The 13,545-nt window shown below is 31.8% G+C and carries 19 protein-coding genes and 2 pseudogenes; 12 read left to right on the top strand and 9 right to left on the bottom strand.

Features of this window, described 5'->3' with window-relative positions:
- The 3 genes and pseudogenes from FOF46_RS24200 to FOF46_RS33125 all read left to right on the top strand — a co-directional run.
- Positions 1-969, top strand: a complete 969-nt coding sequence (locus FOF46_RS24200; RefSeq protein WP_143918246.1) for a GlxA family transcriptional regulator — start codon at positions 1-3, stop codon at positions 967-969.
- A 98-nt stretch (positions 970-1,067) separates the two neighbouring features.
- Positions 1,068-2,153, top strand: coding sequence for a DJ-1/PfpI family protein (locus FOF46_RS24195; protein ID WP_200825096.1), 1,086 nt, complete (start codon positions 1,068-1,070; stop codon positions 2,151-2,153).
- 15 nt (positions 2,154-2,168) lie between these two features.
- Positions 2,169-2,717: pseudogene (locus tag FOF46_RS33125) on the top strand (DJ-1/PfpI family protein); the annotation flags it as partial.
- A gap of 511 nt (positions 2,718-3,228) precedes the next feature.
- On the opposite strand, the gene FOF46_RS33120 reads toward FOF46_RS33125, so the two are convergent.
- Together FOF46_RS33120 and FOF46_RS24185 are read right to left on the bottom strand one after the other, a co-directional pair.
- Positions 3,229-3,435, bottom strand: coding sequence for a DUF2933 domain-containing protein (locus FOF46_RS33120; protein ID WP_407933707.1), 207 nt, complete (start codon positions 3,433-3,435; stop codon positions 3,229-3,231).
- Between the two features lie 268 nt (positions 3,436-3,703).
- A complete protein-coding gene (locus tag FOF46_RS24185; RefSeq protein ID WP_143918244.1) occupies positions 3,704-4,168 on the bottom strand; it encodes an SRPBCC family protein in 465 nt (154 codons plus the stop codon).
- Positions 4,169-4,262: 94 nt separating this feature from the next.
- On the opposite strand from FOF46_RS24185, the gene FOF46_RS24180 reads away from it, so the two are divergent.
- Positions 4,263-4,694 carry a winged helix-turn-helix transcriptional regulator gene (locus FOF46_RS24180; protein ID WP_143918243.1) on the top strand — a complete coding sequence of 144 codons (432 nt, stop codon included), beginning with the start codon at positions 4,263-4,265 and terminating at the stop codon, positions 4,692-4,694.
- An 82-nt stretch (positions 4,695-4,776) separates the two neighbouring features.
- Here the strand turns inward: FOF46_RS24180 and FOF46_RS24175 are convergent, their stop codons facing one another.
- The 5 genes from FOF46_RS24175 to FOF46_RS24155 are packed head-to-tail and all read right to left on the bottom strand — an operon-like array spanning position 4,777 to position 7,974.
- Complete coding sequence (locus FOF46_RS24175) at positions 4,777-5,169, bottom strand: YybH family protein (protein WP_109435101.1); 393 nt, start codon at positions 5,167-5,169, stop codon at positions 4,777-4,779.
- Between the two features lie 17 nt (positions 5,170-5,186).
- Entirely contained in the window at positions 5,187-5,585 is a 399-nt protein-coding gene (locus FOF46_RS24170; RefSeq protein WP_143918242.1) for a YybH family protein, read from the bottom strand.
- Positions 5,586-5,610: 25 nt separating this feature from the next.
- Positions 5,611-6,525 carry a pyridoxamine 5'-phosphate oxidase family protein gene (locus tag FOF46_RS24165; RefSeq protein ID WP_143918241.1) on the bottom strand — a complete coding sequence of 305 codons (915 nt, stop codon included), beginning with the start codon at positions 6,523-6,525 and terminating at the stop codon, positions 5,611-5,613.
- A gap of 12 nt (positions 6,526-6,537) precedes the next feature.
- Positions 6,538-7,506 (bottom strand): alpha/beta fold hydrolase, encoded by a 969-nt coding sequence (locus tag FOF46_RS24160; protein ID WP_143918240.1) that lies wholly within the window; start codon positions 7,504-7,506, stop codon positions 6,538-6,540.
- A gap of 57 nt (positions 7,507-7,563) precedes the next feature.
- A complete protein-coding gene (locus FOF46_RS24155; RefSeq protein WP_143918239.1) occupies positions 7,564-7,974 on the bottom strand; it encodes an Rrf2 family transcriptional regulator in 411 nt (136 codons plus the stop codon).
- Between the two features lie 292 nt (positions 7,975-8,266).
- Between FOF46_RS24155 and FOF46_RS24150 the strand changes: the two genes are divergently transcribed.
- The 8 genes and pseudogenes from FOF46_RS24150 to FOF46_RS24115 all read left to right on the top strand — a co-directional run bounded on the left by FOF46_RS24150 (position 8,267) and on the right by FOF46_RS24115 (position 12,363).
- Positions 8,267-8,500: a thioredoxin family protein gene (locus tag FOF46_RS24150; protein WP_109435257.1), complete on the top strand. Its 234-nt coding sequence runs from the start codon at positions 8,267-8,269 to the stop codon at positions 8,498-8,500.
- A 65-nt stretch (positions 8,501-8,565) separates the two neighbouring features.
- The gene (locus tag FOF46_RS24145) at positions 8,566-9,291 is read left to right on the top strand and encodes a hypothetical protein (protein ID WP_109435096.1); all 726 of its coding nucleotides are present in this window, start codon (positions 8,566-8,568) and stop codon (positions 9,289-9,291) included.
- Between the two features lie 2 nt (positions 9,292-9,293).
- The gene (locus tag FOF46_RS24140) at positions 9,294-9,557 is read left to right on the top strand and encodes a DUF2024 family protein (protein ID WP_235010917.1); all 264 of its coding nucleotides are present in this window, start codon (positions 9,294-9,296) and stop codon (positions 9,555-9,557) included.
- 1 nt (position 9,558) lies between these two features.
- Entirely contained in the window at positions 9,559-10,170 is a 612-nt protein-coding gene (locus tag FOF46_RS24135; RefSeq protein ID WP_143918238.1) for a hypothetical protein, read from the top strand.
- A gap of 43 nt (positions 10,171-10,213) precedes the next feature.
- Positions 10,214-10,948, top strand: coding sequence for an AAA family ATPase (locus FOF46_RS24130; protein WP_143918237.1), 735 nt, complete (start codon positions 10,214-10,216; stop codon positions 10,946-10,948).
- The gene (locus FOF46_RS24125) at positions 10,941-11,522 is read left to right on the top strand and encodes a MarR family winged helix-turn-helix transcriptional regulator (RefSeq protein WP_143918236.1); all 582 of its coding nucleotides are present in this window, start codon (positions 10,941-10,943) and stop codon (positions 11,520-11,522) included. Before FOF46_RS24130 ends, FOF46_RS24125 begins: the two co-directional genes overlap by 8 nt.
- A pseudogene (locus FOF46_RS24120) lies at positions 11,522-11,982 on the top strand (hypothetical protein). Before FOF46_RS24125 ends, FOF46_RS24120 begins: the two are co-directional and overlap by 1 nt.
- Before the next feature lie 207 nt (positions 11,983-12,189).
- Entirely contained in the window at positions 12,190-12,363 is a 174-nt protein-coding gene (locus tag FOF46_RS24115) for a DUF1737 domain-containing protein (protein ID WP_109435092.1), read from the top strand.
- Between the two features lie 92 nt (positions 12,364-12,455).
- On the opposite strand, the gene FOF46_RS24110 is transcribed toward FOF46_RS24115, so the two are convergent.
- A complete protein-coding gene (locus FOF46_RS24110; protein ID WP_109435091.1) occupies positions 12,456-13,061 on the bottom strand; it encodes a hypothetical protein in 606 nt (201 codons plus the stop codon).
- 83 nt (positions 13,062-13,144) lie between these two features.
- Entirely contained in the window at positions 13,145-13,414 is a 270-nt protein-coding gene (locus FOF46_RS24105) for a DUF4199 family protein (protein ID WP_262713266.1), read from the bottom strand.
- Between the last annotated feature and the right edge of the window lie 131 nt (positions 13,415-13,545).

Below are 13,545 nucleotides of genomic sequence, written 5' to 3'. Positions count from 1 at the left end.
TTGCATAAGGATAATAATACAACTAGAAGAAAGGTTCTTTTTGTTGTACCTCCCAAGGTACATCTCTTAGATATCAATGGTCCTGCTCATATTTTTTACGAAGCAAAGGAGTACGGAGCTGACGTAGATTTACATTTTGTAACTCCAACTATAGAAAATAAAGTAACCAGTAGTGCCGGACTTATTTTTTCTGACTTGATTCATTTTAGTGAGTTTCAACTAACGGATAGAGATTTTATATTTGTACCAGGTATATATTTCTCACTTCTTCAGAACTCTCATTTTATTAAAAATTGTACTCCTTTTTTTGAATGGTTATCTATCCAGAATAACAAAAGAGTTCATATTTGTTCCGTTTGTACGGGTACATTTTTGCTAGGCGAATCTGGTATTCTGGAGAGAAGATCATGCACTACACATTGGAAAAGGTTAGAGACATTTAAAAAGCGATATCCAAAAATAGATGTGAAGGATAATCGATTATTTGTTATAGATGACAATGTTTATACGAGTGCTGGAATCTCTTCAGGAATCGATCTGGCATTATATATTTTGGAAGAAAAGTTTGGAAGTAAAATAGCAGTTGATGTGGCAAAGGAAGCCGTGATTTATTTTAGGAGAGGTGAATTTGATCCACAGCTTAGTATCTATCTTCAATATAGGAATCATCTTGAGGAACGAATTCATAATGCTCAGGAATTTATAATTCAGAATATACATAGATCATTTAATATTTCTGATATAGCTGAAGAAGTGCACATGAGTTCTAGAAACTTAACTAGATTATTTAAGAAAACTACAGGAATAACTATTCATTTGTATACAGAAAAACTTAGAGTAGAAAAAGCATTAAATCTACTTTCAGAGAAAAATAAAATTGAGTTAATAGCTGATGAATGTGGGTTTAAAAGTGTTAGTCAGTTAAGAGTGGTCTTAAATAAATACAGAAAACACCTTCCTGATTTTTAATGTTCTTTTAATAGAAATAATGTCCCAAAATCATCCTATTCTGTCCTTTTAATAAATCGCAGTCATAATTAATTTTGTAGTAATCAATCTTAGATACTATGAAAATTGCTGTCATATTACTCTTTTTTTTAGGTACCAATCTGTGTTTTTCTCAAGGAGTGGTAGTCCCAGAATTTTTTTTAGCATCTAATGATAAAAAAATCTATGTCTGCCCTCCATGCAATAGAAGATGTGATGATTTAGAATTTGAAACAGCAGGTGTTTGTGAGCATTGTAATATGAAGTTAATTACACAAGAAGAAATAAAAGAATCGCCTAAAAAAAATCGTATGAAAGTTGGATTTTATTTACAATCCGGAGTAGAGATATTGGATTTTGCCGGACCAATGGAGGTTTTTAATTATTCGGGATATGATGTCATTACAATTTCCAAAAATAAAGATCAGGTATTTGTTCAAGGGATACTAAAAGTTACCCCTGATTATGATTTAGAAGATGCGCCCTCTGTTGATATTTTAGTTTTTTTTGGAGGTAATGCCATTTTACCTTCAAAAGATCCAAAACTTATAGAATGGCTAAAGCAACAGAAGAATACGAAGTACTATTTCTCGGTGTGCAGCGGAGCTTTAATATTGGCAGAAGCAGGAATTTTGAATGGCAAGCAAGCAACAACGTTTCGCAATACTTTGGATGTTTTAGAACAAAACTATCCCAAAATAGATGTTTTAAGAGGGGTTAGATATGTTGATAATGGAAATGTGATTACCACTGCAGGTGTATCTGCAGGAATAGATGGGGCTTTACATATGGTTGCCAAACTCAATAGCTTAGCAATAGCAGGAGAAACAGCTTTTTATATGGAGTATGATTGGGTGCCAAATCGAGGAGTAGTACCATGTGAAGAAAACCCTTATAAAGACATGAACAACATCAAAATCTTGCAACAGTATAGAGGGGTTTTTATGTCAATATCTACTGAAGAAATATCTATTAAACTGAATAAAGAACAAGGTCAACTTCACCTTTTTAAAGAGGGGAGGTTATTTCCAATATTTTATCTAGAGAAAGATAGATTTTTGACATCACACTCTTCTCATATAATGAACTTTAAAAGAAATGAAAAGGATATCATTATCGGACTTGAAACTAGTGAATATAGAGGAGTATTCTTTAAAAAACAATAATTAATCTCATACATCATGAAAAAAATAATCGTATTAATTCTGGGGCTACATTTTCAATTTTTCGCCTATAGTCAAAATCAAACGGAAATCAAAAATATTGCTATTTTCTTACAAGATAACGTGGAGATTTTAGATTTTGCAGGACCCATGGAAGTTTTTATAGTAGCAGGTTTTAATGTATATACCGTGGCAAAAACAACAGAACCTATGAAAGCAATGCATTCACTAACCATTATTCCTGATTATTCAATAGATAATGCTCCTATACCTGATATTATTGCATTTGTTGGAGGAGGAGATCTGGCTGTTGCAAAAGAAGATAATATAAAAGAATGGGTAAAAGATGTATCTTCTAAAACTGAATTACAATTTACTGTTTGTACAGGAGCTTTTTTCCTAGCCGAAATCGGATTTTTAGATCATATGATAGCAACTACATATCATCAATCAATCGAGTATTTAAAAACTACGTTTCCAAAAATTGATGTACGAGATAATGTACGATTTGTGGATAATGGTAAAGTAATAACTACCGCGGGAATATCTGCAGGAATCGATGGCGCTCTTCATTTGGTTTCAAAGTTAAAAGGAGAAAAGTTTGCAAAACAGGTGGCCCGGGATTTAGAATATGATAAATGGATTCCCGAAGAAGGATTGATTATCAAAAATCAAAAGTTAACAGAAAATGATTTTGAATCAATGAATTGGAAAGTAGACCTATACCCAGGTGAGATACTTAATTTGTCAGATAAATTATCAAAAAAAGGCGCATATGAACAAGCTGAAAAAAGAATAAAATATGTAATCTCAAAAATGAAAGCCCCTAATACAGAAACGTATGAGTATTTAAGAGAAAACTATAAGCTTCAAAATAAAGAAGTGCCTCCAACAAGTAAGGAATTTATTGAAATTATAAAAAACGAAGGCATTGAACAAGCCGAAAAAATATATCTAGAAAACAAAGCAAAGTTTAAAAACTGGGTTTTTATTCATCCCGATGATCTAATTAGATTATCATACGTTGATAATTACCTAAAAAATAATCTTCAAAGAGCAATAAAAATTCAAGATTTTGCTAAAATGATATTTCCAGACGATGCTTATACAACTTATGTTTTGGGGGTGTATTATGAAAGAAATAATCAGCTAAACAAGGCAATAAAATTGTATAAGGAAGCCATAAAATTAGATGCTGATTTTGTGATGGCAAAAGATAAAATAGAAGATTTAGAACAATCAGGGAAGATATAATTACTGGATACAATATATAAGGTGTTCTCATGGTAAAAAAGAAATACATAAAGAATTATATAATTACTCATTTTCTTCCTGAAACACCTTTAATTCATTTGTTACAAAATGATCCTAAGTAGAAGAACAAAAATCATAATCGTTGTGGAGAATGATCTGCGATTATTCACTAGGTTTCAATATTTATTGTTAAAGCGTCAAATGCTTTTTTGATATGTGTTTTGAGAGACTGATTGTTTGTAATCTTAATTTGTGTTGTTTTCTTTCTTGATAGTAAATATATAGCAAGCGATAAAAAATTATATGAATTCGGGTTTGCCTTCTCCATGTTCTAAAAATCTTTTTAGACTGTCTGTAATATAGAAGTCCCAGGCAGATGAACATGCATTATAACAGATACCATGGGGGACTAAACCTTGATGTAAAAAGTGCACTTGTATGAGATCATTGTCCTGCTTAATCTCCCAATGTAATGTAGAATCAAGCCATTCTTCGTCCATTCCGTTAATATTATGATTCTGATGGGATGCAATACATTTCCAGGAAATACTGCTAAATTCGGTTATATTAGTTACTTTAAACTTCCAATACGAATTACCATTAAAAGATATTTTAAATACATCACCTTTTTTTTGAGCCGAACCTTCTATTTTGGCCCACCATTTATCCATGTTAGTAGTTAATGCTTCAAAAACCTGAATAACGTTTGTATCGATGATGACATATTTTTGATAACTATTATCATTTTGTTTTAGTTGTGACATAATTTTGAATATTGAAAACTGGTTGTGTAAAACAACTAGTTGTAATATTATAAATAATATTTTTACTTTGCAAATTGCTTTTAAGCTATTAGATATGAAAAAACAAAAAAAATATAAATCATATTGCCCTCAATACCTAGCTTTAGAGGCCTTTGGAGATAAATGGACGTTATTGATTATTAGAGATATGATGATTGATGGAAAGAAATATTTCAGAGAATTTCTTCAATCCAAAGAAAAGATCGCTACTAATATTTTAGCAAATCGTCTTCAGGTAATGGAGGAAGAAGGGATAATTCATAAAAAAAAAGACCCCAGTCATAAGCAAAAGATTATCTATTTACTTACAGAAAAGGGAGTTGATCTTTTTCCGATCTTAATAGAAAATGCCAGATGGAGTTTAAAATATAAGCCAGTAAATGAGCAAGATGCTATAAAAACACAGGCAATTCTAGATGGAGGAGAAGAGGCTATTCGAGATATTATTAAAAAATTAAAAGAAGAACATTTAGGAGAAAAAAAGTGATTTCTAAAGTTTCGTTTTTAAATTTTAAAAAAAATACAGCCTTATAAAAATCTATAAGGCTTTTGTAATATTCTTGGTCTGCTTATATTTTAGGAAGTCCCATTGGGCAGTCTATAAAATAAACCCATGAACCATCTATTCTTTGTTTTATCACCTCGGTAGACTTTCCTTCTGCTATTATGGTATCAGAGATATCTGTGACGGTCCAGGTTGCTTGTAAAAGAGCTGTGTCTCCATTTATGATTTCTCCAGTAACTTCACTGGATAATATAGATTTGGATGCTATAAATTCACCAAAGACTTCACGTATTGTATCTAGACCACTTTTAGGATTCTCTGAAGGCGGAAAAGACATTATATAATCAGGGTGAAAGAAATCTACTATATTTTCCAGATCTCCTTCTTTAATACATTCGCTAATATGATTTGCGATATCACGAGGACGCATTGCTTTACGTTTTATTTCAGTATTCATTATTATCTTTTTGAAGTTTATAAATTGATGTCTGGTGGTCGGTTATCCATATCAAAGACAAGTTTCCAATCACCTTCGGTGTTTTTTCTAAAAATACATACCACACGACCCGCTTCATCAATGGTTTCTCCATCTTCTGGATTTGTTCCTGTGACTCTAAACTGCCCTGCAATATAGCCTAACCCATCTTGGGCAATGACCTGTTCTTCTTTAAAAACCACACTTGGTTGGATATGAAAACTTGCGGCAAATCCTTCTTTTACAACAGGAATTCCTACTTGTATAGGAACATTACTATTCATATAATTTATTTCTGGATCATATAACTGCATTAGCGCTTCCAGATCATTGTCGTTAAATGCTTTTAACCATTGGTTTAAGACGTTTCTAATTTCATTTTTTAATATTTCATTCATGATTTTATGGTTTATGAATATTTGTTTATGGGTTAAAAGGAGAAAAATTGATAAATTTCCAATCTACTTTATTATGGTTTTGGGTTTGAATCCAATGTTTGGTTTTAAACAACCAATATCGTCCGGTTCCGGTAGTTTTTTCTATATCCGATGAGGTTTCTTGATCCAATAAGAGTTCTACATTCCCTGACAATTGTAAGGAGTGTCCTTTTTCATAATCTATAAATAACAAACCAGCTTTTGGATACTCAAGGAAATTCCCTAACGTATTAAATAGGTTATTTCCCGTATAATCTGGAATTTTTAAGGTTCCATTTTTTAATATGTCGACAAAACCAGAATGTCCACCTCGGTGAGATGCATCCATATCTCCATCAGTGTTCATACTTCCAAGAAAAAATGTATCAGCCTCTTTAATCCATTCTTTATGATGATCCAATAAGGTCATTCCTTTCACCACTTCTATTCCTAGACTCGAAGTATTTTCAGAAAGAGTGATGACACGCTGCTGAATATATTTAGGACAATTAGGATAAGCTTCTAACACTTCAATGCTTAATAACTCTTTAGATAAATGGGCAAAACCATTAAGACGATATCTGGTTCGTGTAGAGGTATCGATAAAAAGAAGTCCCACTTTTGAATGTTTTTTGATATTTTTAAAACCAATATCTGTTTTGGTACTTTTTACTTTACTGAGATCGATATGTACTAATTTTGATGTTTTTACTTTGACAAAGCCAGTGTCTCCAATAAGCATAGATGCCCATATATTGTCATCATCATAGGTGCTTAAAATTAATGTGGTTTGATGTTCAATGAATGGGATTAGAGTGCTTACTATACTATCCTTAAGTAACCGCTCCACTAATTTTGGATCATGCCAGGCGTCATATTTTTTTTGAAGCTCTAATTCTCCTTTATGAAAGTAAGTGCTCATAACAAAAGAATTTTAGTGTTGTTTTTTTATAAAATGATCAATTAGATCACCTACTTCTATGGCATATTCCTCTAGCATAAAATGTCCTCCATTAAAAAAATGAGATTCGATGTTTTTGAGATCTTTGTTAAATGCCTCTCCTCCCGCTTTGCTAAAAAATTTATCATTTTCTCCCCAAACCACTAATGTTGGAGGTTGATGCATTTTAAAATATTCTTGCCATTCTGAATACTTGGCGAAGTTTGTTTTATAGTTATCAAACATTGTCGATTGTATATCTTTGACATGATTACGATTTAAAAAAGCATAGTCTGTGAGATATGAAATAGGGTCAATTTTGGTGGCATCTGATACTCCAGTTAGATATTGTTCTTTTATACCATCTAAAGACATCAAATGATCTTTATAAGTATTTAGAGCTTCGATATCATTATTCTTCATATAGTTTCCAATTTTAATACCCCATTCTCCAAATCCTTCCAGATATGCATTTGCATTCTGAATTATTAACCCTTTAATGAGTTCTGGTCTCTGCGATGCAATTCTAAAACCAATGGGTCCACCATAATCTTGAACCAATAGATAGAAACCATCTAACTTAAGTTTATCAACAAACTGATTCATGATGTCAGTTATATGCTCAAATGTATATTCAAACTCAGATATAGGAGGGATAGAGCTTAAACCAAAACCAGGATAATCTGGTGCGATAATATGATACTCATTGGATAATTGTCCTATAAGATCCCTATACATATGAGATGAAGAAGGAAAACCATGTAACATCAAAATAGTTTCTTTGTTTTGTATTCCTGCTTCTCGATAGAAAATAGATAGATCATCAATTTTTACTACTTTGTTTTTTGTTTTCATAGGTTCGGTTTTAATTAATATTGAATTTTTATGTTGTTGATCAATACTGGTACATCCAGACAACAAAGCAAGACCGAGTAGTCCAAGGAGTATTTTTTTTGTTTTCATTTTAAATAATTTATTTTATCTGTAATTTATTTTGTTACAGTTTTGGTTAAAAAAAAGCTAAAATTGATTTTTAAATTCTTCCAAGGTTTGTTTGTTTAATTCCCTTACAATAGAATTGTCAATAGTTTCTAACAGCGTTTCGAGTTTTGTGTTTATCTGTTTTCCAATTCTGCACGTTGGGTCTGGTATATTATTGGATAATGACAGGACACTACTATCTCCTTTTATTACTGTAAAAATATCAGATAGATAAATTTTATTTGCATCCTTAAGCAAACGTATACCTCCATTTTTTCCTTCTTTACTTTCAATCAAATTTCCTTTTTTAAGAGCAGCAATTTCTTTTCTAACCAGAACAGGGTTAATGTTTAGGCTACTCGCAATGTCAGAAGAAGAACACCAATCATCTTTATACAAAGCCAATAGTGTCATAATGTGTAATGATATAGAAAATTTGCTTTTGACCAATATAACTGTATTAAAAATTGTTACAGTACAAAGATAAGAATGTTTTTGTAACTGCAAAATTAAATTTTAGAAATATATACTATTTGCAATCCGTTCTTTAGATAATATAAAAGGTAAAGCTTGATAACATAAAAAAATTATGAGGTAAGAAAGATAAGTAATATAAGGACCTAATGAGATTAATTGCTTATGAATAATGAGAAAAGTGAAAAAACATTTTATACAGTAAGGAATCCTAACTATATTTGTATTGGCAATATTGCTAAAAAATAAAAAGTATAAAAATAAAATTATGAATAAATCAGTTTTTTATCATGCAGGATGTTCAGTATGTATAAGTGCAGAACATGACATTTTAGAATTAGTAGGTAATGAAAATGTCGAAATAGTAAATATAGGAGAGGTCAGAGACCGAATCCCCGAAGCCGAAAAAGCAGGAGTGCAATCGGTACCAGCATTGTTAACTCCAAAAGGAAATGTATTGCATTTAAACTTTGGAGCCTCAATGGCAGATGTAAAAGGGTAATTTTTTTAATCTATAAAGTTAGGAATCCTAATTTTAAGATTCCTAACTTTTAAAAATAAGATAAAATGAAATTAGATAAACTAGTAATATTAGCAATTTTAGTTCTTGGTGTAATAACCACTTCATGTGCTCAGGAAAGACCATATAACAACGACGACTTTGTCATTAAGAATGCAGAAGTAACACATCATTCTAATCTAAGTATAAGTGTATGGGAAATCAATGTTAAAGGAACAGCAGGTAAAACTACTCCAACTCCTAATGGATCTTTGGATGGAGCACCTGTATTAGGATATGTTTTCCCTACATCTTTAAAACCAACTGATGTAGGTTTTAGTCAGACAGAAGGAATAGTTGCTATGGCACTTACTTCTCATCCTGATTTTGATGATACACCGATCTGGGATGAAAACAATGATGCTATCTTTGATAATGATGGCGTGATCTGGCACCCGCACTGGGTAGTTTTGCATAAAGATGAGCGTGTACCAGGAGGATTGGCTGTAAAACAATTTACAGATACAGATAATGTTACATTACCACCTACAAATCCAGGAATGCCTATGTATATGGATTCTCCAGGTTTTCCCGTGACGACAATAGAGAACACGATCAAAGTGGTAATTCCTGATTATAGAATGAATAATCAAACTTCTTTTAAATATGATGGAGTAGCAGCCTATATGATTGTAAATACAAGTAAAGAAGATCAACCTATGTTAGGAGTCTATGATGTGTTTAGTGTAGCCAGTGGAGATTTATCATTACCCTATACTGTAAAATTGAAATAAAGATGATGAAAGTTTCTGTTTATGATACCTATGTGCCCAAAGCAACCAATGTTAACATGCATTTTGATATCCTGGTTGAAGATCATACATCAGTAGAAGATGTATATGCCTATGGAAAGGAATATTTAGCCCAAAAAGGGATTTTAAATTTTCAGTTAACGACAAAAGAATGTAATTTTTGCCATATGGAGCGTGCTCCGGAAGCTGTTGAACAAGAAATTCGACAAAAAGGATATTATATTATTGAAATGGAACACTGTAATTAATATGAAAAAACTTGAATTACATTTTGAAAAGACATTACAAGGAGATTTTAAGATCAAAGATCTTAATCTCCTTTTGGTCTTTCAAGTAAATTGTCCGGGATGCTTTTCTTATGCATTACCGCTCTTTAATGAACTATATCACCAGTTTCATAAAGAAGATGTTTCTTTTTTAGCCTTATCCACAGCTTTTGAGGATTATGACAAAAATACCATAGCGCATACAACACATTTGGTTAATGATGGGGCTTTGGTAGGGGAGACCAAAAAGATGATGTTACAACAAGGTATAGAAACGCTTCCATATTCACTGGATTTTCCTATTGTGATGGATAAGATAGAAGAAACCCTAAGCGATATAAATGTTGCCATAGAAACTATTTGTAACATCAATCCTAGTTATGCACTATGGCCAGATTTTGAAAAAGTAGCACTGCAAAAAAGAGTTGCTCATTATCTAAGGTCATTAGACAAAATAGCACTTACATTTACCTTAAATCAATTGAGAGGTACCCCAAGTTTTGTTTTATTTAATAATAGTTATGAAATCATAGCAGAGTGGTTTGGTCATATTACTTATAAAGAAATAGCCGATAAGATTACTTCTTTTAATTAGGATTGCTAACTTTGTAATCTTAATGATATAGAAGTAGAAGGGAATGAATATATATGATTTGTTGATTCATAAGGAAGAAACGATACTTCCTTTGGATAAAATTCATTTTAATGAGCATAATAAAAATGCTTTAGATCAATTATTAAAGGAGTTTAAGCACGTTGAAGCTTTAAAGCGCTATAACTTGCCGGTGGATAATAAATTGTTGTTATACGGCCATACAGGTTGCGGAAAAACAACTACGGCAAAAGCTATTGCCAATGCGATAGGTAAAAAGATGATGATTTTAGATCTGGGAAACATTGTCTCTTCGAAGTTAGGAGAAACTGCTAAGAATATGACCAATGTATTTCGCAAAGCAGATCGAGAAAAAGCGGTATTGTTTATAGATGAATTTGATTATATCGGTACACTACGAGATTATGATAATAAGGATTCTGGAGAAATGAAACGTCTGGTCAATACAATAATTCAGTTAATTGATTACCTGCCCGATACAACCTTGCTAATTGCAGCGACCAATCATTCCAGGAGTATTGATACTGCTTTATTGAGACGTTTTCAATTAAAATTAAAATTTGAACTTCCTGATCAAAATGAATTAGATACGTTTTATGACGATATATTGACTAAATTTCCTAAAAGCCATAGAAATGTAAAAAGAGTCTATGGGATCTCGTATGCAGAGGCAAAAGACCATATGTATAAGGAAATGAAAAAGGAAATTATTAAAAGAGAAGAATCCAAAGGAATCCTGGTAACCCAAGATCATGACTGATATAGAGATAAATTATAAAATTACTCAAGCCCTAGAACGAATATCGAAAACGTTTAGAGTGCTCTTATGGCAGGAAAGTAAGAAATACGGAATAAGCCCTATACAAATACAAATTTTGATATTCTGCCTTACTCATGAGCAGGAGATGTTAAAGGTGAGTTTCTTTGCTAAAGAATTTGATTTGACCAAAGCAACCATAAGCGATTCGGTTAAAGTATTGCTCGAAAAAAAGATGCTTATAAAAATTCCTGATACCTATGACTCCAGAAGCTATATGGTCGAGTTAACAAAAGAAGGAAAAGAAATAGCAAATAAAGTTTCAGGGTATACCAATGCATTAGATCATGCTATAGGTAAATTAACAGATACCACAAAAGGGATATTTTTAAATGGGTTGTTAAAGATTATTGAAAATTTAAACCAAAATTCAATAATATCAATCCAACGCATGTGTCTAACCTGCTATCATTATTCAAAAAACGGTAATGAGCATTATTGTTCTTTCTTGGAAAAGTCACTCAATAATCACGAACTTCAAATCGATTGTCCGGACCATCAAACACTTGTGGAATAATGGAAACTATTACAGGTAATTTAAGCCGTATTCATAAAAGAATACAGGAAACCTGTATGCGTGTTCATAGAGATCCAAAGCAGGTTCGTTTATTACTGGCTACAAAAACAGTAGATACAGTACAAGATAAATTTTGCTTTACAACAAGGAGAAACGATTATTGGAGAGAATAAAGTGCAAGAACTTAATTCAAGAATATTCATATAAAAGGCTTGATGACTATAGGATTGCTTAGCTCTGATACTACAGAAGTGAAAACATGTTTCCAGTTATTAAAGCAAATCCAGGATGAGGTGATAGACCTCAATATTCCCAATGTAACCATGAATGAATTATCTATGGGGATGCGTGGTGATCTGGAAATCGCATAGAAGAAGGAGCTACGATAATTAGAGTGGAAACTGCTATTTTTAGAGAAAGAATCTATCCAGATGGCTACTATTGGGATGAAACTAAATAGTGAAAAAAAACTACTGACCATTTTTTATACTTCATGGTATATGTTTTGGCTAATGATCTGTTTTCTAGTAGATCAGGTGTTGTTTTTTGTTAATGTAACTCTGATAAGGGTTTTATATGGTAATCTCATTACGGTAATCCGTAAGAAAATGAAGAAAACTTAAAATAAATTTGTTTTAGGTGAAATACGTTTAATCAAAAATTACTTATGGAATATAAAATACTATCTGATCAATCTGAACACAAATTAGAAGAGAAAGTCAATATTTTTTTAGAAGATGGCTGGAAACCTACCGCAGGAATATTTGTGTTAGCCTACGGAGGTCAATTGGGAGTACGATATTTTCAATCCATTATTAAGGAAGAATTGAGTCCTAATTAGGAGCTCATTACCAGAAATATACTTAGCTACGCCCAATAGAGAAGCAGTTTTGTTTACTATTATTTTACGGTTCATAGTGTTTCCTCTATGAACTAATCACATGTTGATGTTAACTGTATACCTATAAGGTCGTTCCAAATGGGATGATTGTATTCTTGTGGAGACAGATAAAACCAAACTAAATGTTTTTCCTTAGTAGAGCAATATTCATTTTTGATTTTTGCATTAAGTACAAAGATCTTTTTTGAAAAAAATTCATCATAAAGGGTTATAGTACCTTGATATGTATTTGTATCTATTTGTTGTATGGTAGTTATAGTTTCTGGAATATCTTTAAAGAAACTGAGATTGGTTATTGCCCCCATATTCATCAATCCATCAAAGTAGGTACTGATGATATTTTTTAATTCAGAGGGATTGAGATTAGGGTCTTCTTTAATCATCCATACAAATACATACGAAAAGTAATCCTCACTATTGGGTTCTCCCCAACCCGGAGCAAATCGAATATGTTCTTCACCTTCATAGTCCAGATCTCCAGCAAAGAGTAATGGAAATTCCAGCACTTCACTTCGCCAATCACTTTTTGCATCAAGAATATTATCAATATCATTATGTAATCTAAAATAAAGGTACCCAGCGCCAATGGAAACAATAAGAATCAAGGCAAGTACTACTTTTAATAGTTTTTTAATCATTGATTTGCTGTTAGTAAAATACTAAGCATCCAAATTACCTTATTTTTTTATAAGTTATTGTAATCATTCCTATTTCTTTTTATTTATATCTTTTTGTTTGTCTTTAAAAAAAAACTCAATAAAAGAGTAAATGCCATACCGGTAATAAAATTTCCTATAAAAGAATAACCACTTTGGATAGCGGTGCTGTAGTATGTAGTCCTTTCTGCAAGCTTTTCATCGATTTTCTCTTTTGGGATGCTTAAAAGGTTCATCTTTTCTTTCATCGCTAAAAGAAGTTCATTTACATATTTGGGATATAATATCTCATAGAAAATATAGGTAAAAACCACACTAAATAAAGCAGTCGATATGCTTATTGGAGATTCCTATGAAATTGACCCGGGTATTCCTGTTTAAATAGAGCATAGCAAAACAGTTCCCAAAAGCGTGTTTATTTCAGTGTTAAAATTACGATTTTTTTCTTTTTCTTCTCATCGACTCT

Source organism: Aquimarina algiphila (assembly GCF_007489275.1).
Taxonomy (GTDB): domain Bacteria; phylum Bacteroidota; class Bacteroidia; order Flavobacteriales; family Flavobacteriaceae; genus Aquimarina; species Aquimarina algiphila.
Note: the sequence above shows the minus strand (reverse complement) of the source record. Positions and strands in the feature narration are given on the sequence as shown.